The organism is Bacillus sp. 1NLA3E (genome assembly GCF_000242895.2).
GTDB lineage: Bacteria > Bacillota > Bacilli > Bacillales > Cytobacillaceae > Bacillus_BU.
Genome location: NC_021171.1, coordinates 3,195,297 through 3,218,010, shown reverse-complemented (window position 1 = coordinate 3,218,010; position 22,714 = coordinate 3,195,297). Strand labels below are relative to the sequence as shown.

The following is a 22,714-nucleotide window of genomic DNA, read 5'->3' as shown; positions in this document are numbered from 1 at the left end:
AATAGAAAACCTCCTGAATTAGCTGAAATCCACATCTGATTCAGGAGGTTTTTATTAAGTTTATCTAGTGTTGAATCGGCATTTTGTTTTCGTCAAGGGTGAATCCTTCACCTAAGACATCATGAACAATACTTACAGAAACAAATGCGATAGGATCGACCGAAGTAATGAGGTTCTTTAATTTAACAATCTCATTTTTACCAACTACACAATAGAGGACTTCGCGATTACTCTTTGTAAAAGATCCATGACCATGAAGGACTGTAACCCCCCGCCCCATTTCTGACATGATTTGATCAGCAATTTGATTGTTTTTATCAGAAATAACCATAGCACCCCTTGCGGAATATGAGCCTTCCTGCATAAAATCAATTACCCTTGCGCCCACAAATACTGCGACGAGTGTATACATCGCTTCCTTGTAGGAAAGATATGTAATTAGTGACAAGGTAATAACACATGCATCAAAGATGAACATGGTTTTGCCCATGCTCCACCCGTTATACTTATGAACCACTCTAGCAATAATGTCGACACCACCGGTTGTACCACCAAATCTAAAAATAATACCAAGCCCGATTCCAATCGAAACTCCTGCATATAAGGCAGCTAAAAATAAATCATCTGAAAGTGGCATTTTAATTTGATATCGCTGAAATAACCATAAAAAAACCGATACTCCCAAAGTACCAATTATTGTATATAATAGTGTAGAGCGACCAAGGAGTTTCCAACCGATGAAAAATAGCGGAATATTTAATATTAGATTGGTATAAGCTGGATCCCATTTAAATAAAAAATAAAGCAGCAGTGTTATTCCAGTAAAACCACCCTCCGCTAGATTATTTTCGATATTAAAATGGACAACCCCAAACGAAAGAATAGCGGAACCAATTATAATAAAGATGCTATTTTTAATTCTTATGCCAAAAATCACACTCATTCCTCCCTTACTAGTATTTTCTCTAAGAAAACATTTTTCATGATAAAATTTTGCCTCTACAGGTATACTAGCATTTTATTTTCTTGGGTTCACTATCTTAAATAAAACAAAAATATTTGTAAATACGAAAGATTATAGGTAACATAAAATATTGATATGGTAATTTTCTTTTTTATACAGAGGTGATCAAGGTTGCAAGAACAAAAGACGGTAAAGCAGCTTCAAGATGAAGTGAATACGTACATAAGTCAATTTAAAGAAGGTTATTTTAGTCCCCTTGCTATGCTTGCTCGTATGACAGAAGAGTTAGGTGAATTAGCTAGGGAAGTAAACCATTATTATGGTGAAAAACCTAAGAAAGTGACTGAGGAACCCAAAGCTATTGAAGAAGAACTTGGAGATATGCTCTTTGTGTTAATTTGTTTTGCGAACTCATTACATATCGATCTTGAGAGTGCACATAATTTGGTGTTGAACAAGTTTAAGACTCGGGATAAAGATCGTTGGACAAACATTCATACTGAAGGGGAGAAATAAACATATTATGAGTAAAATAAAGATAGTAGTAGCAGGTCCTCGAGGCCGAATGGGAAAGGAAGCCGTTCACCTAGTTTCCTCGACAAATGAATTTGAACTAGTGGCCGTTATTGATCACAAAAATGGTGGAAAAAAACTAGGGGAACTGGATGGTTTTTCTGGTTTAGAGACACCAATTTATGAAAATATTGAAAAATGTTTTGAAGACCAATATCCAGATGTATTAATTGATTTAACGACTCCTGAGGTAGGGATGTACCACACCAAAACAGCTTTGAACTATGGAGTTCGTCCTGTAGTGGGGACTACTGGATTTTCAGAAGATGATTTAATAGAACTAGATTCAATTTGTAAAGAAAAGGAACTGGGCTGTATTATTGCTCCGAACTTTGCAGTTGGGGCAGTATTAATGATGAAATTTTCAAAACTTGCTGCGAAATATTTCCAAGATGTTGAAATTATCGAGCTGCATCATGATCAGAAATTAGATGCTCCTTCAGGGACTGCCGTGAAAACGGCTCAAATGATTAGTGAAGTGCGTAGCCCGAAACAACAAGGACATCCAAAAGAAAAAGAAACGATTCAAGGGGCAAGAGGGGCAAATTTTGAGGGTTTACATATTCATTCTGTTAGATTACCTGGATTAATTGCTCATCAACAAGTAATGTTTGGTTCAGCAGGTCAAACACTGTCGATTCGCCATGATTCTTATAACCGGGCATCGTTTATGTCAGGTGTGAAACTAGCAGTTGACACTGTGATGAACATTGATACTTTAGTTTACGGTCTTGAAAATATTATTGAATAAGGTAGATTGGGGAAAACATAGATGAATATCGCATTGATTGCACACGATAAGAAAAAGGATGATCTTGTAAGATTTGTATTAGCGTATAAAGATATTTTTGCAAAGCATTCTTTGTCTGGAACTGGTACGACGGGATTAAGAGTGATGGAAGCAACTGGTTTACAAGTGAAACGTTTTCAATCAGGTCCTCTTGGTGGTGACCAGCAGATAGGGGCGTTAATTGCAAAAAACAAAATGGATATCGTATTTTTTTTCAGAGATCCCCTTACTGCACAACCACATGAACCAGATGTTACTGCTTTAGTACGCCTATGTGATGTCTATTCTGTTCCGTTGGCAACAAATATGGGAACTGCAGAGGTACTGATAAAAGGACTAGAGCGGGGCGATATTGCGTGGAGAAATATAGTAAACGAGATAAAATAAATAAAAATGAGCCCATTAACCTGGATATTTTGGCTTTTGGTGCACATGCTGATGATGTTGAAATTGGCATGGGTGGAACAATTGCTAAATACACCTCGTTAGGGAAAAAAATAGGGATATGTGATTTAACTAAAGCGGAGCTGTCTTCAAATGGAACGGTGGAACTAAGAAAACAAGAAGCTAAACTGGCTGCGGAAATCCTTGGGGTCCATGTTCGCCAGACGCTTGATTTACCTGATCGAGGATTGTATTTTAATGAAGATAATCTTATCCAGATCGTTGAAATCATTCGACGCTATCAGCCTAAAATTATTTTTGCACCGTTTTTTGAAGATCGGCATCCAGATCATGGGAACTGTGCCCGCCTTGTAGAAGAGGCGGTTTTTTCTGCGGGTATTAAAAACTATCAAACTCCAGGTGGATACGAAGCACACCGACCAAGTAATTTATTTTTTTATATGATCAATGGATTCCACAAGCCTGAGTTTGTAGTTGATATTTCTTTATTTTTCGATAAGAAAAAAGCAGCCCTGCAAGCGTATCGGAGTCAATTTGAAAAAGGAAAAGATACAGTTGAAACACCTCTTGTAAATGGATATGTAGAATCTGTTGAGGCAAGAGAGCGCCTGTTTGGAAAAGAAGTTGGAGTTCATTACGCAGAAGGATTTAAAACAAAAAAACCATTTCTTGTTCAATATGATTTGTTAGGGGACCATGAATGAAAAAGTTAAAAATAGGGATTACTTGTTATCCGACAATAGGCGGATCAGGAGTAGTAGCGACCGAACTTGGAAAAATGCTTGCCGAAAGGGGTCATGAAATCCACTTTATTTCATCAAGTATGCCTTTCCGTTTAAAAAAAATGTATCATAATATTTTTTATCATCAAGTTGATGTGAATCAATACTCTGTGTTTCAGTACCCACCATATGATATTGCCCTAGCAAGCAAAATGGCAGAGGTGGCAAACATGGAGGAATTAGACCTGTTGCATGTCCATTATGCAATTCCCCATGCTGTATGTGCAATCCTCGCCAAACAAATGAGCGGTAGGGATTTGAAAATTGTTACGACTTTACACGGAACGGATATTACCGTGTTAGGGAATGATCCTTCTTTAGCAGAAGCTATTCGGTTTGGAATTGAAAAATCCGATTATGTCACGGCTGTTTCAAACGCGTTGATTGATCAAACAATCGAAGTGATTAATCCAAAAAAACCAATCCATACTGTATATAACTTTATCGATAATCGTGTTTATCAAAAAACGGATGCGGCGCATTTACGGGCGGAATTTGAGATTGCCGATAATGAAAAAGTGGTCATCCATGTTTCGAATTTTAGGGCAGTCAAAAGAGTCCAGGATGTGGTTACCACCTTTGCTCAAATTGCTAGCCATGTGCCGGCAAAGCTTTTGCTAGTCGGAGACGGACCTGAAATGTCTGTGGTAAGTAAGCTTGTCTGTTCTTTAGGAATAAGGGATAAGGTTCGTTTCCTCGGAAAGCAGGAAAACTTAGAGGAACTATACTCGATTAGTGATTTAATGCTCCTTCTGTCTGAAAAGGAAAGTTTTGGACTAGTGGCTTTGGAAGGTATGGCCTGTGGTGTACCGTGTATTGGTACAAATGTAGGGGGAATTCCAGAGGTGATAACAGACGGTGAATCAGGATTTGTTTGTGAACTAGGAGATATAGTGACAATTGCTAATAAAGGAATTGAAATCCTAACAAATGAACCACTTCACCAGAAATTTTCAACCAATTCCATTATTACTGCCAAAACAAGGTTCAGTGCTCAACAAATCGTGTCACAATATGAGGATATTTACCAAAGCCTGATAAAGAATGGTGAGTAAACATGAACCCTTTATTTTTAAATGCAATTCCCATATTAGAAAAAATAGAAAATGCTGGGTATGAAGCTTATTTTGTCGGTGGTGCCGTTCGGGATCAGCTTTTAAATAGAGAAATTGCCGATGTCGATATTGCTTCTTCAGCTACCCCAGAAGAGATCAAACAAATTTTCCCCAATACCGCTGATGTTGGGATAGAGCACGGAACTGTATTGGTTCTTTATAAAGGGAGCGGTTATGAAATTACCACATTTCGTACCGAGTCAGAGTACAAGGATTTTCGCCGACCTGATGAGGTGATGTTCATCCGATCGTTAGAAGAAGATCTTAAACGTCGTGATTTTACGATGAATGCAATGGCAATGAACAAAAAAGGAAATTTAATTGATCCTTTTAATGGCCAACTGGCAATTTCTCAAAAAAGGATTGAAACGGTTGGTAAAGCTGAAGAACGCTTTGCAGAAGATGCTTTAAGAATGATGCGGGCTATTAGATTTGTCAGCCAATTATCCTTTTCACTAGATCCTTCTTGTTTTCATGCCCTTGAAAAAATGACGTCTTTGCTACAGCATATTGCTGTGGAAAGAAAAACAGCAGAATTTGAAAAATTACTGCTTGGAAAAAACCGGATTAATGCTATCGATCTTTTATGCAAAGCAAATATTGATCACTATTTGCCAAGGTTAAGCGAAGTATCAGCGAGAATAACGGTTGTCACACAATTCCAATGCACAGATTTGAATCTTGAAGAAATGTGGGCTCTACTCCTTTATGCTTTGAAAATCAAATCTGATGATATTGAGGTTTTTTTGCGAAGCTGGAAATTACCAATCAAAAGAATTAGACAGATTGCATCAATCCTTTCCTGGATCCAACTGCGCTTTAAGCAATCTTGGGGCAGCAGCACCTTATATGAAGCTGGTAAAGAGACCATGATTCACACCGAGAGAGTTTATAATGTGATTCAAAAACAGGAGGTTAGCCAGTCCATTAATCATTGGGTTAATCAATTTGAATCCCTTCCGATTAAATCACGGTCTGATCTTGCAGTAACAGGCAAAGATTTAATGTTAATGTTAAATCGCCCATCGGGTCCTTGGATAAAAGAATGCTTAACGATGATTGAAAAGGCAATTCTAGAAGGAGGTCTGGAAAATAAACGAGAAAGAATTAGAGAGAGGGTGCTTACATGCAATCTGAAGTGAGGAAAAAACTGTTAGATGCCTTTACGACAGCTAATGGTGAATATTTATCTGGTCAGTATTTAGCTGACTTAATTGGGTGTTCAAGAACTGCCGTCTGGAAGCACATTGAAGAATTGAGAAAGCATGGATTTGAGCTTGAAGCCATTCAAAGAAAAGGCTATCGAATCCTAAAAACTCCTGACCAAATATCTGCCGATGAAATTAGATTAGGATTAAAAACACAATTTCTCGGACAAGTAATCCATTATAAGGAAAGTGTTGACTCTACTCAAAAAATTGCTAAAACCCTTGCAAATGACAATGCACCTGAAGGTACGATTGTACTTGCCGAAGAACAAGTGCTAGGAAGAGGTAGAATGGACCGAATATGGCATTCGCCTAAATATACGGGTGTTTGGATGAGCATGATTTTACGTCCAAATATACCATTGCCAAAGGCTCCTCAATTAACACTAATTACGGCCGTTGCAGTTGTCCAAGCAATTGAAGAAATAACGAGTTTGTCCCCGCAAATCAAATGGCCTAATGATATATTAATCAATGGAAAAAAAGTAACGGGGATTTTAACAGAATTACAAGCTGAGGCAGATCGTATTTTTGCCATTATTATTGGGGTTGGCATTAATGTTAATCAAAAAATAACTGATTATCCCGAAGCGTTACAAGAGATTGCCACGTCGCTCTCTATAGAAGCGGGTGAAACAATCTCAAGGGCAAAATTAATAAGAGCTGTTCTATCAAATTTTGAAAGACTTTATTTATTATATTTAGAAAAAGGGTTTACACCAATCAAAATACTATGGGAAAGTTATGCAATTAGTATTGGCAAAAAAATTATTGCTAGAACTTTAACTGAAAATATCCATGGCAAGGCTATCGGAATCACTGATGACGGAGTTCTAATTATTGAAGATGATCTTGGAAACTCTCATTTGGTATATTCGGCAGATATTGAAATTCCAGATGCGGAATAATAGTAATTTATAGCATAAAGTTACAATTATCTGTTATAATCTTTTTTGGGCAGTATCAAATAAGAACTGTACCGTGTTTATCAAATTTTAATAATAGGTATCTGCCTAGATCCTAAACGGACCGGGACAGAGGGATAAAACAAACATACACTTTAAAAACAAAATCCTTCTGCCAAATGGAGGATTTTTTGTGTTTTGTCTCCTCTTTCTTTAGAAATGGAGGAAAGATGATGAAGCAAACAACCAACTTTTTGAAAATGAAAGAAAACAATGAGAAAATTGTTATGCTCACTGCTTATGACTATCCATCTGCAAAGCTAGCAGAACAAGCAGATGTGGATATGATTCTCGTTGGAGATTCACTAGGAATGGTCGTTTTAGGTTATGATTCTACTGTTCCAGTTACGATGGAGGATATGATTCACCATACAAAAGCAGTCAAACGAGGAGCAATAGATACATTTATTGTCGTTGATATGCCATTTATGAGTTACCATTTATCTAAAAGGGACACTCTATTAAATGGTGCCAGACTCATCCAGGAAACGGGGGCACATGCTGTTAAGCTTGAAGGTGGAGATGACGTTATTGATAGCATCAAGTTTTTAACCCAGGCTGGAATTCCAGTAGTTGCCCATCTTGGCTTAACTCCACAATCAGTTGGTACTCTTGGTGGCTACAAAGTGCAAGGTAAAAGTGCAAAAGCAGCCCAAAAGTTAATCAATGATGCATTACAATGTCAGGAAGCCGGGGCATTTGCTGTCGTGCTAGAATGTGTTCCAAAACAATTGGCCAAAGAAATCCAAGACCGTTTGGTGATTCCAACAATTGGAATCGGGGCTGGAATTAATTGTGATGGACAAGTTTTGGTCTTTCATGATGTAATCAAATATGGTGTGAGTCGTGCACCAAAGTTTGTAAAACAATACGTTGATAGTAATGAGTTGATTTCATCAGGATTAACCTCATATGTTACCGAAGTGAGGGAAGGAATTTTTCCTTCGGAGCAGCACAGTTTTTCAATGAATGAAGAGGAATTGGTCGGCTTATATGGAGGTAAATCATGAAAATATATACTAAAATAGATGAACTGCAGTCAGAAATTTTAAAGCAAAAATCTACAGGTAAATCGATAGGATTTGTTCCAACAATGGGCTATTTGCATGAGGGACATGCATCATTAATGCAAACAGCAAGAACAGAGAATGATTTGGTTGTCGTGAGTATTTTTGTAAACCCACTTCAATTCGGTCCAAAAGAAGATTTAGCCTCCTATCCTCGTGATTTTGAGCGAGATCAACAGGTTGCGGTGAACAACAAAGTGGATTATGTATTTTATCCAGAGGTTAAAGAAATGTATCCTAATGAACCTGCCGTTACCGTTACAGTAAAAGACAGAACTGATGTTTTATGTGGGAAGTCACGTCCAGGTCATTTTGATGGGGTAGCTACAGTTTTAACAAAGTTGTTCCATATTACTTTACCTGATCGTGTGTATTTTGGAATGAAGGATGCCCAGCAGGTAGCTGTAATTGATAGTTTAATTAATGATTTTAATTTTCCAATTGAAATCGTTCCAGTCCAAACAGTAAGGGAAGAGGATGGACTTGCTAAGAGTTCACGGAATATTAATTTGCTTCCGGATGAAAGAGAGCAGGCTCCAAAGATTTATCAAGGTTTGAAACAAGCTGAACTTGCCATTCGTGCCGGGGAAAAGGAGCCAAGTAAAATTATTTCGTTAGTGAAATCTTTTCTTAACGCTAATATTGAGGGAACGATTGATTATCTTGAGTTATATTCTTACCCGAACTTAAAGGCAATTGATCAAATTAAAGGGAAAATAATCATTGCTGTCGCTGTTAAATTTAACAAAGTCCGATTAATAGATAACTTAATTATTGAACTAAATTAATTAGAACACAAGGGGGAAAATCATGTTTCGCACTATGATGAACGCAAAAATCCATCGTGCTCGTGTTACTGAGGCAAATTTAAATTATGTTGGAAGTATCACGATTGATGAGGAAATTATTGAAGCTGTGGGTATGGTAGCAAATGAAAAGGTGCAAATTGTAAACAATAACAATGGTGCAAGATTTGAAACGTATATCATACCTGGCAAAAGAGGAACCGGTGTTGTTTGTCTAAACGGTGCTGCAGCACGTCTTGTCCATGAAGGCGATGTGGTAATCATCATTTCCTATGCTTTAGTTTCAGAGGAGAAGGTCCCAACCCATAAGCCAAAGGTTGCAATAATGGATGAATATAATCAAATAAAAGAGCTAATCAGAGCAGAACCTGAAGCAACCGTTATGTAGCCCCCAACTTCGGGGGTTTTTTTTGGTTGGAAATTATTAATTTAAGCTACTATCGCATAAGGAAACCATCTTTGTGGAAGAAAAGTAATAGAGACACTTTTGCTTTTTCCGTTTTTGTGATACCGTTTGTTTGAATGAAGGTAAGAGGTGTTTTACTTGAACAATAAATATGTTGTGATTGATTTAGAAACCACAGGCAATTCCCCAAAACGAGGGGATAAAATAATTCAATTTGCTGCGGTGGTCATTAATAACGGGAAAATAACTGAACAGTTTTCTTCATTGGTAAACCCACAACAAAAGATTCCTGCCTTTATCGAGGAATTAACTGGTCTAAATGATGAAATGGTAAAAAGCGCCCCATTGTTCTCGGAAATAGCTGAAACAGTAGCAAAAATGCTTGAAGATGCCTATTTTGTTGCCCATAATGTTCTATTTGATTTGTCTTTTCTCCAAGAGGAACTTCTTGGTTCTGGATGCGAAGGTTTTTTTGGTCCCATCCTGGATACCGTAGAGTTGGCACGAATTCTTTTTCCAACCTCAGATAGCTATAAGCTAAATGATTTGGCGGTACAGGAAGGTTTTATCCATGAACGGCCCCATCAGGCAGACAGTGATGCTTATGTAACGGCAGAGCTACTCCTTAACTTTTTGACCCGTTTGGAAAAGCTTCCACTAAAAACACTCCTTCAACTTTCAAAACTCTCAGGTGGATTAAAAAGTGATATTCACCTACTCTTAGATGATCTCATTCTGAATAAGGGGCAGAGGATAGAAGAAATTCATCCCGACCTGGAGATATATCGAGGCCTCGCCTTGAGGAAGGGAAATAAGGAGGTTGAAAAAGAGGGAGACTTTTCTATGCCCTATCCAATCTCTGATATAGAAAAAGAAAAAATGTTAAACTGTGTTTTTCCTGCCTATGAAAGGCGCGAAGGCCAATTTATCATGATGGATACAATTTTTGATTCTTTTCAAAAGCAACAGCATGCATTAATTGAAGCTGGAACAGGGGTTGGGAAATCTTTAGCATATCTCATTCCTGCTACACTATTTTCCAAACAAACTGGAAAACCAATTGTTGTTAGTACTTTTACAACCCAATTACAGCAACAACTAATGGTAAAAGATATTCCATTATTAAAAAAAATGCTTCCTTTTACGATTAAAACAAGCATATTAAAAGGAAGAGGGCATTACATAAGTCTGGCTAAATTTGAACAATCATTAGTTGAAGAAGATGATAATTACGATACCACCTTAACAAAAATGCAAATACTTGTATGGCTAACAGAAACTGAAACTGGTGACAGCGATGAGCTAAATTTATCAAGTGGAGGTTTAATTTATTGGAACAAAATCAATCATGATCATACAGAATTTTTGCACGGTAAACATTGGCAAGCGTATGATTTTTATCATATTGCTCGTCAGGAAGCAAGTCATGCTGACCTAGTTATTACCAACCATTCTCTGCTTCTGTCTGACCTTGTGTCAGACCAAGCCATTCTTCCTGAATATGATTTTGCTGTAATAGATGAAGGGCACCATTTTGAAAAAGCATCTGGAAAGTATTTTGGGATTACAATCGATTATCTAACAATTCGTCTTCTAATAGGGCAAATTGGTTTATATGAGCAAAAGCAGTTATTTTATCGACTAGAAAATTTACTCGGGGGTAAGAAGGCAACAGAGAATGCTATTCATACGTTTGTAGTCAATAAGTCAATTGCTGATTTGATTTATGGAATGGATGAATTTTTTAAAATTGTTTCGATTTTTGGAAGAAGTAAAACAAATAAAAGGTTGCCTTCGTATAATAGAGTATCACACAGATTACAAAAGGATGAGCAAGGAAGAGAATGGAATGCTTTAGTAACGGAAGCAGAACGCTTCTTTTTTCTCCTAAGGGATACGACTGATTTTCTAAACGGGCGATTAATGCTTGTTAAAAAGGGGAATTTACCATTATCGGATGACAAAAAAGCATTTTTAGAGGAAATTTCCTCAGTTCTGGTGGAGCTTTCTGATTTACGTCAAAATATAAAGGACATCTTTCTTTCACCAAAGGAAAACTATGTTAGGTGGATTGAAATCGATTTACGTTCAGTCCAAAATTCAACAACAGTGTTTGCACATCCTGTGAATGTGGCACAATTTTTACAAGACCATTTTTTTCATAAAAAGAAAAGTATAATCGTTACTTCAGCTACCTTGACCGTGAAAAATTCATTTCAATACACCATGAATGAATTGGGTATAGCGCCAAACAGCTGTCAACAAAAGGTGATAGCTTCACCATTTCATTATGAAAAGCAAGTCCAATTGATCATACCAGAAGATTTACCTGAAATTAATACCGTTCCACAAGAGGAATATGTGGCAGCTATTTCAGAACATATTATCTCGATAGCTGAAGCTACTAAGGGTAGAATGCTCATTCTATTTACGTCACATGAGATGTTGAAAGCCACCTATGATTTAATTAGAGATAGCGGTTTTCTGAGCGATTTTGCCATAATGGCGCAAGGAATCACGAGCGGGAGTAGGACGAGGTTAACGAGAAACTTTCAACGTTTTGACAAGGCAATATTGTTAGGAACAAGTAGTTTTTGGGAAGGTGTGGATATTCCAGGGGAAGATCTTTCTTGTCTTATTATTGTCAGGTTACCATTTTCACCTCCTGACGAACCCATCACTGCTGCAAAGTGTGAAATTATCAACCAGCAGGGGGGGAATCCCTTTTCAGAATATAGCTTACCAGAGGCAGTGTTACGTTTTAAACAAGGTTTTGGCAGATTGATACGAACCAAATCTGACAAGGGAATCATTATTGTTTTTGATCGGCGGATTGTAACAACAAAATATGGCAGAGCATTTCTTCAATCTATTCCTAAGATTTCTATAAAAAAACAAAAGATTGAGGAAATTGTTCAATCCATTCATAGCTGGCTTCAATGATAAGGTGATGAGGGCCGGATAAAATACTTTCCAAAAGAAAAGGCTATTTTAAAGCTTAATGTTGATTTTTTGCACAATGTTGATTGGAGTAGAAGGCGCGAAGACTCCTGCGGGAGCAGCGGGACAGGTGAGATCCCACAGGCGCTTTGCGCCGAGGAGGCTCACCGTCTCCGCCCCTAAGGTGCGCGAGTGCCTGGAACGGAAAGCAACATTCTATTTAACAGAGCCAAAGAAAAGAGCTACGCTTGGAACAATAGCGTAGCCAAAAAATATGTGTGGACTAGAAAAATTTTTATCGGAATTAGCATAAATGATAAACTTCTGAAGTCATACACTGCTATAATATGTTAGAATCTTAATATTATTGTACCCAATTTGGGCAACAGTATGATTGACAAATATTGCTGGCTTATAGGAGGGATTACAATGGAGAGTAAAGTTGAGATTATATCTACAGTGAAAGTCCAACATAATCCGGATTTATATAAAAATTGTGGATGCTTAAATTGGACATTAAAAGAGCGGACTTAATGTTTGGGCTTGCTTTGGACTGGTAAGATCAAAATAAAGCGATTTTTACTTTATATCGTACATAAAGAAGTGATAATTTGTGAGAAAATGGATTTTAAGTGGAATAGGAATTTTATTGTTAATAATTGCTTTATTTTCAATTGTTTATTTACGAGCGTTAAACCCGGTAAAGTTGGCAGAAGAAAAAGCCATCGCAGCCGCAAATAAAAAGGTTAAACTCGTTGAGATTCAAGATGTTCAAATATACAATGGCAATGAGACTTATTATGTGCTAAAAGGGATAAATCAACAGAAGCAAAAAGTCATAGTTTGGGTATCAGCAAAAAATGGTGATGTAACTGTTCGAAAAGCAAAGGATGGAATCACACAACAACAGGCCGTTACCAAGTTACTTCAAGAAGAAAACCCCCAAAAAATAATTTCAGTTAAATTAGCTATGATAAAAAAACAACAATGTTGGGAAATTTATTACCTTTCGCATAATAATTTGATAAATTATTATTATGTTGATTTTGAAACAGGAGAATGGCTTCGAAAAGTCGAGAATATGTGAAAAGGAGTGCTAGGAGAATGGAGATTCAATTAGCAAAAAGAGTCAAATCATTAACACCATCTACGACTCTTGCTATTACAGCTAAAGCAAAAGAATTAAAATTACAAGGACATGATGTCATCGGATTGGGTGCTGGGGAGCCAGACTTCAATACCCCTCAACATATTATCGATGCAGCTGTTATATCGATGAATGAAGGGCACACAAAATATACTCCAGCCGCAGGGTTGCAGGGATTAAAAGAAGAAATTGCCAAGAAATTCAAGAGAGATCAAGGCATTGATTACGCTCTTAACGAGATCATCGTTGGATGTGGGGCAAAACATGCTCTTTATACATTGTTCCAGGTTTTACTAGATGATGAGGATGAAGTGATCATTCCAACTCCTTATTGGGTAAGTTATCCCGAGCAAGTAAAATTAGCTGGAGGAGTTCCAGTATATGTTGAAGGTTCAGAAGAGAATGATTATAAAATAACCCCTGAGCAATTAAAACAAGTAATTACTGAAAAAACAAAAGCAGTTATCATTAACTCTCCGAGCAATCCGACTGGGATGTTATATAGTCAAGTGGAGTTAGAAGCACTTGGAGAAGTTTGCTTACAAAAAAATATTCTAATCGTTTCTGATGAAATTTATGAAAAGCTTATTTATGGTGAGAATAAGCATGTCTCTATTGCGCAAATTTCACCAGAGTTAAGAAAGCAAACGATCATTATTAATGGAGTGTCAAAATCGCACTCTATGACTGGTTGGAGAATCGGATATGCTGCAGGAAATCAAGAAATCATTAAGGCTATGACTAACTTAGCCAGTCATAGCACGTCCAATCCAACAACTACTGCTCAGTATGGAGCGATTGCTGCTTACTCTGGTTCGCAAGAGCCGGTTGAAGAGATGCGAAAAGCTTTTGAAAACCGCTTGAATCAAATTTATGGCAAGTTAATCGATATCCCAGGAGTAACCTGCATAAAGCCACAGGGTGCATTCTATTTGTTCCCGAACGTAAAAAAAGCTGCTGAGCTTACTGGCTTCTCCTCTGTGGATGAGTTTTCTGCTGCCTTACTAGAAGACGCAATGGTTGCAGTTGTTCCAGGATCGGGCTTTGGAGCGCCTGACAATCTACGTCTTTCGTATGCCACTTCTTTAGAACTTTTAGAAGCGGCTATCGAGCGAATTCACCAATTTGTAAACAGTAAAATTAAATAAATATATCTTAAAAGGAGCCGGAATTTTCTGGCTCCTTTTAAGTGTTTTCACCACATTAATGTATATTGATTATGATAGGTGGAAAAAGGTATAATGATACTCGATACATATTCCGATTCTCGTAATGTTTTTTGGAGGGAAATAATTGTGATTAAGACGACCATTTCAGACGTAAAAAAATACGTCGATCAAGAGGTAAAAATAGGTGTATGGTTAGCTAACAAACGATCAAGTGGAAAAATTGCCTTTTTACAGCTTCGTGATGGCACTGGTTTTATCCAAGGTGTTGTTGTGAAAAGTGAAGTGCCAGAAGAAGTGTTTCAACAAGCAAAATCGTTAACTCAAGAAACTTCTTTATATGTCATTGGTAAGGTTCAAAAAGACGAGCGTTCTGCTTTTGGTTTTGAATTACAAATAAGTGGGATTGAGATTATTAGCCAAGCTGTTGATTATCCGATTACACCAAAGGAACACGGTACAGAATTCTTAATGGATAATCGCCATTTGTGGCTGCGGTCGCGGCGTCAGCATGCTGTTATGAAAATTCGTAATGAAATCATTAGAGCGACATACGAATTTTTTAATGAACAAGGATTTACTAAGGTAGATCCACCTATCCTTACTGGAAGTGCACCAGAAGGGACTACAGAATTATTTGCTACGAAATATTTTGAAGAAGATGCTTACCTTTCACAAAGTGGGCAACTCTATATGGAAGCAGCCGCGATGGCATTGGGAAAGGTTTTTTCCTTTGGCCCAACTTTCCGCGCAGAAAAATCAAAAACACGTCGCCATCTTATTGAATTTTGGATGATTGAGCCAGAGATGGCATTTTGTGAATTTGAAGAAAATCTAAAGGTTCAAGAACAATATGTCTCACATATTGTTCAAGCTGTTTTGAAAAATTGCCCGATTGAGTTATCAACCCTTGGACGCGATATAAGCAAACTGGAAAAAATCAAGGCTCCATTCCCAAGAATTACTTATGATGATGCCGTCAAATTTTTACAGGAAAAAGGCTTTGATGATATTGTATGGGGAGATGACTTTGGGGCTCCACACGAAACTGCAATTGCTGAAAGCTATGATAAACCAGTGTTTATCACGAACTATCCTACATCGCTTAAACCTTTTTATATGCAACCGCATCCCGATCGAGACGATGTCGTGCTTTGTGCCGATTTAATTGCGCCTGAAGGCTACGGGGAAATTATTGGGGGCTCACAGCGTGTCCATGATTTTGAATTGTTAAAGAAACGGATGGATGAACATCACTTAAGTTCTGATACTTATAAGTGGTATTTAGAACTTCGTCAATATGGTTCTGTTCCACATTCTGGCTTTGGTTTAGGACTAGAAAGAACGGTAGCCTGGATTAGTGGAGTGGAACATGTTCGTGAAACGATTCCGTTCCCACGCCTTTTAAATCGCTTATATCCATAAAAAGTAAGATTTAATACTTTTAAAAGCAGAGGTGACTTAATAATAAGTCAACCTCTGCTTTGTTTTTTGCTTAGGCTGTTTTCTAAAAGATTGTTGTTTTTTTAACGTTTTTGGAAAGAAAACCGTTGATAAATAAGTTGATTGGAGCGGAAGGTGCTCGACTCCTGCGGGAGCAGCGGGACAGGTGAGACCCCGCAGGAGCTTTAGCGACGAGGAGGCTCACCGCCCGCCCCGCGGAAAGCGAGCATCCTGGAGCGGAAATCAACCACACTTCTCTTTTGGAAAATAGCAACAAAGTTTACGAAAAGAGCCTTTGCTGAAAAGATTATGATTAAATTTTGGAAGCAGCCGAGCGAGTCTTACTTGGTGTCATTGTTCATGCTATACTAATAAAGAGGTGTCTCCTAATGAACAATTCTAATATGGTAGCATGGCTTAAGAACGGAAATATTACTATACCGCACGCCTTGCTTACTAACTATAAACAAATGAGTTTAACTGAACAAGAATTTGTATTAATTTTACATGTATTTTCTTTTTTAGAAAAAGGCAATCATTTCCCCACATTATCAGAGCTTTCAGACCGAATGACCATTGATTGCACGAATACTCTTAGAAGATTGGTTCAAAGAGGTTTTATTGATATTATTGAAGGCTTTTCTGAGGAAGGTATTCGGTTTGAACAGTATTCATTGGATCCATTATGGGAAAAGTTAATTGACCAATTTCAAGCACAATCTAATCTTAAAGAAACGAAAAACAACCAAGAACTGGAAACTGATTTATACACTTGTTTTGAACAAGAATTTGGTAGACCATTGTCCCCATTTGAGTGTGAATCACTTGGAATGTGGCTCGATGACGATCACCATGAGCCGATCATCATAAAAGCAGCACTTAGAGAGGCTGTTATTTCTGGAAAGCTAAATTTCCGATATATTGATCGCATTTTATTTGAATGGAAGAAAAATGGAGTTAATACAATTGAACAAGCAAAAAGCTATGGAAGAAAATTTAGGCAACACCAAGTTCCAAAGCAAAAAGAGGAAACAGGAACGAAACCAACATCAGTTCCTTTTTATAATTGGCTTGAGAAATAGGAATTCAATGTGCGAGAGGAGCCTATTCTCTCGCTTTTGTATTATATATTAGGGTGTGAGTCCATGTTAAATAAACAACAAATACGATATTCATTAGATAAAATGGGCGAAATGTTTCCGGATGCGCATTGTGAGTTAATCCATTCGAACCCTTTTGAATTGGTCATTGCGGTTGCTCTTTCAGCCCAATGTACTGATGCCCTCGTTAACAAAGTGACGAAGAATCTTTTTCAAAAGTATAAAAAACCTGAGGATTATTTAAACGTATCACTTGAAGAGCTCCAACAAGACATTCGCTCAATTGGTTTATTTCGTAACAAAGCAAAAAATATACAAAAACTTTGTCAAATGTTATTAGATGAATATGATGGAGTTGTACCAAAGAGCCAAGACGAACTAATGCGTTTGCCAGGTGTAGGAAGGAAAACCGCTAATGTAGTTGCATCAGTGGCTTTTGGAGTTCCGGCAATTGCTGTTGATACACATGTAGAGAGGGTAAGCAAACGATTGGGCTATTGCCGCTGGAAAGACCCCGTGCTGGAAGTAGAAAAGACTTTAATGAAAAAGATTCCAAAGGAAGAATGGTCTGTCACCCATCACCGTTTGATTTTTTTTGGAAGATATCATTGCAAAGCACAAAACCCACAATGTAAAGCTTGTCCGCTTCTCGATGTGTGTAGAGAAGGGAAAAAAAGAATGAAGAAAGAAGAGTCTAAATGAGTAAAGTATCTATTCCTAAAGAGCTGTTTGATCCCTTTTTCTTTTTCGAAGAACAAATCGAAATAAGCATAAAAACAAGTGAGTTGTTTGATGTTAACATTCCTTTTTATCATGAAATTGCCTATTATTCAGGAATTCCTTCTGTTAAACCGTGGGAGGCAGCAGAAGAGGTAATTCCTGAACTAATGAAATCATGGAAGGAACTACAAATAGAAATTAATAATTTGTTTGAACGAAGGGATAATCGCGAAACTCTTGTTCCAATGAAACGTGGCATTGCCTATTTAATAGAATTTGTATTTTGGACGAATGGACTTCCTGCTCAGAAGATTCCTGGTTTTGACTTCACTTCACTTCAGTTAAAACCTGTTAATTTTTTGGAACGGCTTTCATTTTTGCTGAAGAGACCAAATATTTATCCGTCATTTGTTCAGCTAATTGAATTAATGGAAGAACAACAAAAGCAGTTTTCTAAATATATAGCGATAATGAAAGCGAAAAATTAGTGAAAAAAATAGCCTGTATCAGCGACAAATGCTGGTACAGGCTATTACTTTATTATTTCTTGTTACTTATTCCCGTTGCAGGGGGGATCGTTCCTGAAGGGGTAGAGCCTGTCCCTTGGTTATTAGTCCCAGATGTGCTTCCGTCTTGAGTGGTGCCAGGTGTAGTGGTTGATCCATTAGTACTTTGATCCGCACCACCACCTTGGCCATTATCATTTGTTTGACCATCGGTTTGAGTATCACCGTTGTTGTCTTTGATTACTTTTTCTGGGATGACAATTGAAACTCCGCTAGGGTCGCTTCGTTGTTGGTTACGAATAGCTGTAACTTTAAACTTATACATGCCACCGGCAACTGGATTAGCAACATTTAATCCTTTATTAGCAGTAGTCGATAGAATTTGTTCTGCTCCTCCACTTAATGAAACACTCACCTCATATTGTACGCCTTGGATTTCATTCTGTGGATAATCCCATGTTAACAGGATTTGATTTGATGCTTGATCATACTTCGCATCAAGACTGCTCGGATTTGATAGTTTATTATATTTTTTTGAAACTTCTTTAGGCTCACTACCTTTTATGGCATACTCGTAAATTATATTATCTTTAGGGGTATAATCACTTGCAAGCTGTGTAGTACCTTTTTCAATTGCTACCTTTTGAACAGTCTTTGGAACTGTAAAATCAGGTGTTTTAATATCTTTTGATACATATGTCATTAAATTTTTGAATAGCTTTTGGGCTATTTTTTGGTCATCTCCAGCAGGGATGTAATTTTTTTGCTCTTTATATCCAGTCCAAACAGCCGCGGTATAATTTGTGGTATAACCAGCAAACCACGCATCTGGTACTGCCGTTGAAGGGATCCCGTGTGCAGTTCTATAATCCTTATCATAGTTAGTTGTTCCGGTTTTACCAGCTACCTGTACTCCAGGGACTGCAGCAAGTTTCCCAGTACCGTAAGATTCCCTTACTACACTTTTCAGCATATCGGTAATCATGAATGCAGTATAATCCTTCATGACCACTTTTGACTCAGGAGCTGTTTTAATTTTTGTTCCGTCACGAAGCTCGATTTCTTTAACAGCATAAGGCTCAGTATAGATTCCGTTATTACCAAATGCACTGTATGCACCAGCCATTTGCGTTGGGGAAACCCCTGGATCAAGTCCTCCGATTGCATAAGATTCATAAATATTCGGAAGAGGAATTCCTAATCCTTCGGCAAAGGTCCTCGCTTTATTTAAACCCACCTTTTGAAGCGTTTGTATGGCTGGGATATTTCGAGACATCCCAAGTGCTACTCTCATCGACATCGTGCCCAAATAGGTGTTATTCCAGTTATTTACTGGTGTTCCATCAGAGTATTTGTAAGGAACATCCTCTAATGGGTAATATGTGCCCCATTTTAAATACTCTATCGCTGGGCCATAGTCCAGTATCGGTTTGATCGTAGAGCCTGGCTGGCGTCTAGTATCTGTTGCAAAGTTAAACCCACGTTGAACCTTTTGATTTCGACCACCGCCAATGGCTCTGATTTCTCCAGTTTTGGTATCCAATAAGGTAATCCCAGCTTGAAACTCATCATCAGGAAACTTGACGATATCATTTGAATTTAACATATTTTCAACATATGTCTGAGCATTAGGATCAAGGGTAGTATAAATTTTTAATCCATCAGAAAAAATATTTAAGTCTTTTCCGTATTTTTTTTCAACTTCATTGATAACCCGATCGACAAAGGAGTCATATGGGTTTTTATTTTTATTGCGTTTTTCCACCGGAACTAAAGTGGATTCTACTGGAACTGCTTGGGCTTGTTCCATTTCTTCTTTCGAAATAAACCCGTGCTGATGCATTAAAGATAAGACGATATTTCTTCTCTTCTCAGCCAGATCAGGGTGCCTGAAAGGATTGTAATTCTCTGGACTTTGTGGCATTCCAGCTAATAGCGCAACTTCGTAAAGCTTCAGATCCTTTAAAGGCTTATCAAAATAAATCTTTGCTGCTGTTTTTACTCCATGGGAGTTTTCAGACATCCAGATCTTATTCACATACATCTCGAAAATCTCGTGTTTCGTATATTTGCGCTCAAGTTGCACTGCCAGCCAAGCTTCTTGAACCTTCCGGGTAATGGTTTTTTGCGGTGTTAAGAATGAATTTTTAACAACTTGTTGGGTGATCGTACTTGCACCCTCAGAGCCAAAACCTCTCGTGAAATTGGCAATTACAGCCCCGCCTAAGCGGATGACGTCAACACCGTGATGCTTATAAAATCGAACATCTTCCGTGGCTAAAAAGGCATCTTCCACTTCTTTAGGAATATCCTCGTAGTCCACATAATCTCGGTTAACAGATCCTACCTCTGTTACAGGATTGCCATCTTTATCATAAATCTCCGATGGAATCGGATCCTTTAAAGCAGATTCGTCAAGTTTGGGCGCGTCCTTTACCATATATGCAAAGGCTGCAACCCCGGTTAACAAGCCAATAATTCCAAGTGCCACAATAATTAAGAAAATCTTTTTAAGTGTTCCTTTATTGGTCTTTTTTCCTTTTTGTTTACTGTTACCGGAAAGTTGCTTTTTGCGCTCCTCTCTCGTTTGATATTTATCTGACATCATTCAACGCTTCCTTTCTAAACTTTCAAAAAAGATATTAATGAAAACTATAAAGATCATCGATTACTTTAATATAGTCAATCCTCGGTCGAAAACCAAGCGAAAGGGCATGACTGTTATCGTTTATTTCTTCGAATGTGATTGATTTTCTTCCACCATCTGACATACGTTTCCAATATATTAGTAAGTGCTCTGCTGGGAGGAAAAAAACTTTCTCAAAGCTGGAAAAACGGATAATGACAAAACAAATCCCATCATGAGCCAAGACTGCTTTCATATGGTTTATTTGGTGTTCATGGAAATTTTTTAATGGAAAAGAAGATTCGAATTTAGTTTCCTTTGCTTCAAAGTCAATATATCTTCCTCTATAAATTCCATTATAATCTGTTGTTGATGCTTGTTTAAAGTAGGCCTCCTTAATTACTGCCGCACTTCTTTTTGGATAATCAACTTGAACGATTTGTACGGGTGTTGGTTTTTTATGGATGACTGCAATGTTATTTTCTAAGTAAAAACGATTTGTTTCGTTCAAATCTTCCTCTAATGTCATCCCACGATTACTGTAGGTGAAATTTTTTTCTTTTTTACGGAAGGTTTCCTGTTTTTCAGATGTCTGAGTAAAGCGTCTTCCGTTCGGATAATTAAAAATCATTTGATTTGCACCTCACAAACTACCTTTTATCATACCAAATATCATCGATTCATGGCTGAATAAAAAGAACTTTTTGTCCACAGCATAACAAATATATGATTCATGAAAGAGATGATGAAACCTTTGAAATTAAATCATATTAACATTTCAACCAATTCCATGATTTCAGAGACAATTAAATATTTTCATCCCATTTTATCAGAAACTAAAAAGAAAAACCTTGATAATATTTCACGAACAAAAGCATATTTGGATTTCTATCAACAATATCCGGAAATACCTTGGTCTTTTTTAGCTAGTATGGTTTCACGTAATGGTGGGTGGAACATGTGTGATCTTCATGGGAAATGGTTTCCAAAAATTATTCCGCAGAAAGTGAGAAACCTTTTGTTTATGACTTATGAGCGAGCGAATTGGCTAATCTTTCAAGATGCATTTCCACAAATGCTACTCTATCACTATTCGACGAAAATAGGGCGCCCGATGTTTCACCTTTTGCCTTTTTTTCATGTTTCTATCTTTATGGTTGAAGAATGGAATCTATTTTGGAATAAGCGAAATGAAAAGAGATTGATGACAGCACTTATCATTAATGAACAAAATGTAATCCAAAAACCGGTTATTGAGCATCCTGTTTATAAAGATAAGGTATTTCGGTCCGTATTCTTTTTATTTCAGGATTGGTTCCATTTTAGTTCTGTTTTGTTTCCGACTTGTGATGGGGAAATTTTTGGGGCGAGTGTGAATGGATTTAGGAAGGTTGATAATCGAATTGATCTAGGGAAAAGACTAGCTGATATTTTGTTTGCTCCTCATCTGTTTCCTTATTTTCTTGAATTTGCTTTGTATACAGAACATACAGGGTCAAGATATGATTATGAACAGTATTTTTTTGAAAAGAAACAGAGAGACACACCATTTTTGAGGGTAACATTTCCCGTTATCTCGCATCACATACATAAGTTTCAAGATTGGAGTATTCAAAACAAAGTTAAAAAAAAATGGTTTGTTGCTCCTAGCTCTGGGCAGGAGATTTTTTTATCAAATTGGTATAAAGGGAAACAGCGCCAATTACATGAATTAATCACAATCACTGAATTGCTGAAACCAACTTAAAAAATAGACTAGGTTAAAGCCTTGCCACTATGTTGATTGGAGGACCTGGAGCGAAAAATTAACAGGCAAGTTAAATAAAAAAAATAAAAAAGCTAAGCGTATGTGCTTAGCTTCCTTAATCGTTATCAGGTTGATGGCCGATCTGGACCTTCAAGCTTTTTATTGCCGTATCCAGGTTTTTTCTCTTCTAAATTTTTAGGTTGAACTTTATTCTCTTTGTTTTCATTTTTCATTTTTT

At 37.4% G+C, this 22,714-nt stretch carries 21 protein-coding genes and 1 pseudogene; 19 read left to right on the top strand and 3 right to left on the bottom strand.

The window, feature by feature from the left end:
* Nucleotides 1-64: 64 nt before the first annotated feature.
* Nucleotides 65-943 carry a YitT family protein gene (locus tag B1NLA3E_RS15320; RefSeq protein ID WP_442852643.1) on the bottom strand — a complete coding sequence of 293 codons (879 nt, stop codon included), beginning with the start codon at nucleotides 941-943 and terminating at the stop codon, nucleotides 65-67.
* A gap of 192 nt (nucleotides 944-1,135) precedes the next feature.
* On the opposite strand from B1NLA3E_RS15320, the gene B1NLA3E_RS15315 reads away from it, so the two are divergent.
* From B1NLA3E_RS15315 to B1NLA3E_RS15235, 18 genes and pseudogenes are all read left to right on the top strand, one after another.
* Nucleotides 1,136-1,480 carry a nucleotide pyrophosphohydrolase gene (locus tag B1NLA3E_RS15315; RefSeq protein WP_015594740.1) on the top strand — a complete coding sequence of 115 codons (345 nt, stop codon included), beginning with the start codon at nucleotides 1,136-1,138 and terminating at the stop codon, nucleotides 1,478-1,480.
* A gap of 7 nt (nucleotides 1,481-1,487) precedes the next feature.
* Nucleotides 1,488-2,288 carry a 4-hydroxy-tetrahydrodipicolinate reductase gene (gene dapB, locus B1NLA3E_RS15310; RefSeq protein WP_015594739.1) on the top strand — a complete coding sequence of 267 codons (801 nt, stop codon included), beginning with the start codon at nucleotides 1,488-1,490 and terminating at the stop codon, nucleotides 2,286-2,288.
* 21 nt (nucleotides 2,289-2,309) lie between these two features.
* The gene (gene mgsA / locus B1NLA3E_RS15305) at nucleotides 2,310-2,714 is read left to right on the top strand and encodes a methylglyoxal synthase (protein ID WP_015594738.1); all 405 of its coding nucleotides are present in this window, start codon (nucleotides 2,310-2,312) and stop codon (nucleotides 2,712-2,714) included.
* The gene (bshB1, locus tag B1NLA3E_RS15300; protein ID WP_015594737.1) at nucleotides 2,684-3,436 is read left to right on the top strand and encodes a bacillithiol biosynthesis deacetylase BshB1; all 753 of its coding nucleotides are present in this window, start codon (nucleotides 2,684-2,686) and stop codon (nucleotides 3,434-3,436) included. The genes mgsA and bshB1 overlap by 31 nt, the downstream gene beginning before the upstream one ends.
* On the top strand, nucleotides 3,433-4,569 hold the full coding sequence (gene bshA, locus B1NLA3E_RS15295; RefSeq protein WP_015594736.1) for an N-acetyl-alpha-D-glucosaminyl L-malate synthase BshA: 1,137 nt from the start codon (nucleotides 3,433-3,435) through the stop codon (nucleotides 4,567-4,569). The genes bshB1 and bshA overlap by 4 nt, the downstream gene beginning before the upstream one ends.
* A gap of 2 nt (nucleotides 4,570-4,571) precedes the next feature.
* Complete coding sequence (locus tag B1NLA3E_RS15290; protein ID WP_015594735.1) at nucleotides 4,572-5,771, top strand: CCA tRNA nucleotidyltransferase; 1,200 nt, start codon at nucleotides 4,572-4,574, stop codon at nucleotides 5,769-5,771.
* Nucleotides 5,756-6,745, top strand: coding sequence for a biotin--[acetyl-CoA-carboxylase] ligase (locus tag B1NLA3E_RS15285; protein ID WP_015594734.1), 990 nt, complete (start codon nucleotides 5,756-5,758; stop codon nucleotides 6,743-6,745). The genes B1NLA3E_RS15290 and B1NLA3E_RS15285 overlap by 16 nt, the downstream gene beginning before the upstream one ends.
* A gap of 230 nt (nucleotides 6,746-6,975) precedes the next feature.
* Nucleotides 6,976-7,812: a 3-methyl-2-oxobutanoate hydroxymethyltransferase gene (gene panB / locus B1NLA3E_RS15280; protein WP_015594733.1), complete on the top strand. Its 837-nt coding sequence runs from the start codon at nucleotides 6,976-6,978 to the stop codon at nucleotides 7,810-7,812.
* Complete coding sequence (gene panC, locus B1NLA3E_RS15275) at nucleotides 7,809-8,657, top strand: pantoate--beta-alanine ligase (RefSeq protein WP_015594732.1); 849 nt, start codon at nucleotides 7,809-7,811, stop codon at nucleotides 8,655-8,657. Before panB ends, panC begins: the two co-directional genes overlap by 4 nt.
* A gap of 22 nt (nucleotides 8,658-8,679) precedes the next feature.
* Entirely contained in the window at nucleotides 8,680-9,063 is a 384-nt protein-coding gene (gene panD, locus B1NLA3E_RS15270; protein WP_015594731.1) for an aspartate 1-decarboxylase, read from the top strand.
* A 156-nt stretch (nucleotides 9,064-9,219) separates the two neighbouring features.
* The gene (gene dinG, locus B1NLA3E_RS15265) at nucleotides 9,220-12,024 is read left to right on the top strand and encodes an ATP-dependent DNA helicase DinG (protein ID WP_015594730.1); all 2,805 of its coding nucleotides are present in this window, start codon (nucleotides 9,220-9,222) and stop codon (nucleotides 12,022-12,024) included.
* A 426-nt stretch (nucleotides 12,025-12,450) separates the two neighbouring features.
* A pseudogene (locus tag B1NLA3E_RS24900) lies at nucleotides 12,451-12,581 on the top strand (DUF4264 family protein).
* A gap of 53 nt (nucleotides 12,582-12,634) precedes the next feature.
* Nucleotides 12,635-13,108, top strand: a complete 474-nt coding sequence (locus tag B1NLA3E_RS15260) for a cell wall elongation regulator TseB-like domain-containing protein (RefSeq protein WP_041580588.1) — start codon at nucleotides 12,635-12,637, stop codon at nucleotides 13,106-13,108.
* Nucleotides 13,109-13,131: 23 nt separating this feature from the next.
* Nucleotides 13,132-14,316 carry a pyridoxal phosphate-dependent aminotransferase gene (locus B1NLA3E_RS15255; protein WP_041581147.1) on the top strand — a complete coding sequence of 395 codons (1,185 nt, stop codon included), beginning with the start codon at nucleotides 13,132-13,134 and terminating at the stop codon, nucleotides 14,314-14,316.
* A 150-nt stretch (nucleotides 14,317-14,466) separates the two neighbouring features.
* The gene (gene asnS, locus B1NLA3E_RS15250) at nucleotides 14,467-15,759 is read left to right on the top strand and encodes an asparagine--tRNA ligase (protein ID WP_144061598.1); all 1,293 of its coding nucleotides are present in this window, start codon (nucleotides 14,467-14,469) and stop codon (nucleotides 15,757-15,759) included.
* 407 nt (nucleotides 15,760-16,166) lie between these two features.
* Nucleotides 16,167-16,859, top strand: a complete 693-nt coding sequence (locus tag B1NLA3E_RS15245; RefSeq protein ID WP_015594726.1) for a DnaD domain-containing protein — start codon at nucleotides 16,167-16,169, stop codon at nucleotides 16,857-16,859.
* A 63-nt stretch (nucleotides 16,860-16,922) separates the two neighbouring features.
* Entirely contained in the window at nucleotides 16,923-17,579 is a 657-nt protein-coding gene (gene nth / locus B1NLA3E_RS15240) for an endonuclease III (RefSeq protein ID WP_041580587.1), read from the top strand.
* Nucleotides 17,576-18,085, top strand: coding sequence for a YpoC family protein (locus B1NLA3E_RS15235; RefSeq protein WP_015594724.1), 510 nt, complete (start codon nucleotides 17,576-17,578; stop codon nucleotides 18,083-18,085). The genes nth and B1NLA3E_RS15235 overlap by 4 nt, the downstream gene beginning before the upstream one ends.
* Nucleotides 18,086-18,137: 52 nt before the next feature.
* On the opposite strand, the gene B1NLA3E_RS15230 is transcribed toward B1NLA3E_RS15235, so the two are convergent.
* Nucleotides 18,138-20,708, bottom strand: coding sequence for a penicillin-binding protein 1A (locus B1NLA3E_RS15230; RefSeq protein WP_041581146.1), 2,571 nt, complete (start codon nucleotides 20,706-20,708; stop codon nucleotides 18,138-18,140).
* A 37-nt stretch (nucleotides 20,709-20,745) separates the two neighbouring features.
* The gene (recU, locus tag B1NLA3E_RS15225; RefSeq protein WP_015594722.1) at nucleotides 20,746-21,360 is read right to left on the bottom strand and encodes a Holliday junction resolvase RecU; all 615 of its coding nucleotides are present in this window, start codon (nucleotides 21,358-21,360) and stop codon (nucleotides 20,746-20,748) included.
* Nucleotides 21,361-21,519: 159 nt separating this feature from the next.
* On the opposite strand from recU, the gene B1NLA3E_RS15220 reads away from it, so the two are divergent.
* A complete protein-coding gene (locus B1NLA3E_RS15220; protein WP_041581145.1) occupies nucleotides 21,520-22,476 on the top strand; it encodes a DUF2515 domain-containing protein in 957 nt (318 codons plus the stop codon).
* Nucleotides 22,477-22,714 lie beyond the last annotated feature (238 nt).

Bases quoted from the DNA above. Each gene is read 5' to 3' on its own strand.
- B1NLA3E_RS15320 (WP_442852643.1), bottom strand. From the start codon at position 943: ATGAGTGTGATTTTTGGCATAAGAATTAAAAATAGCATCTTTATTATA.
- dapB (WP_015594739.1), top strand. From the start codon at position 1,488: ATGAGTAAAATAAAGATAGTAGTAGCAGGTCCTCGAGGCCGAATGGGA.
- mgsA (WP_015594738.1), top strand. From the start codon at position 2,310: ATGAATATCGCATTGATTGCACACGATAAGAAAAAGGATGATCTTGTA.
- bshA (WP_015594736.1), top strand. From the start codon at position 3,433: ATGAAAAAGTTAAAAATAGGGATTACTTGTTATCCGACAATAGGCGGA.
- B1NLA3E_RS15290 (WP_015594735.1), top strand. From the start codon at position 4,572: ATGAACCCTTTATTTTTAAATGCAATTCCCATATTAGAAAAAATAGAA.
- B1NLA3E_RS15285 (WP_015594734.1), top strand. From the start codon at position 5,756: ATGCAATCTGAAGTGAGGAAAAAACTGTTAGATGCCTTTACGACAGCT.
- panB (WP_015594733.1), top strand. From the start codon at position 6,976: ATGAAGCAAACAACCAACTTTTTGAAAATGAAAGAAAACAATGAGAAA.
- panC (WP_015594732.1), top strand. From the start codon at position 7,809: ATGAAAATATATACTAAAATAGATGAACTGCAGTCAGAAATTTTAAAG.
- panD (WP_015594731.1), top strand. From the start codon at position 8,680: ATGTTTCGCACTATGATGAACGCAAAAATCCATCGTGCTCGTGTTACT.
- B1NLA3E_RS15245 (WP_015594726.1), top strand. From the start codon at position 16,167: ATGAACAATTCTAATATGGTAGCATGGCTTAAGAACGGAAATATTACT.
- nth (WP_041580587.1), top strand. From the start codon at position 16,923: ATGTTAAATAAACAACAAATACGATATTCATTAGATAAAATGGGCGAA.
- B1NLA3E_RS15235 (WP_015594724.1), top strand. From the start codon at position 17,576: ATGAGTAAAGTATCTATTCCTAAAGAGCTGTTTGATCCCTTTTTCTTT.
- B1NLA3E_RS15230 (WP_041581146.1), bottom strand. From the start codon at position 20,708: ATGTCAGATAAATATCAAACGAGAGAGGAGCGCAAAAAGCAACTTTCC.
- recU (WP_015594722.1), bottom strand. From the start codon at position 21,360: ATGATTTTTAATTATCCGAACGGAAGACGCTTTACTCAGACATCTGAA.
- B1NLA3E_RS15220 (WP_041581145.1), top strand. From the start codon at position 21,520: ATGATTTCAGAGACAATTAAATATTTTCATCCCATTTTATCAGAAACT.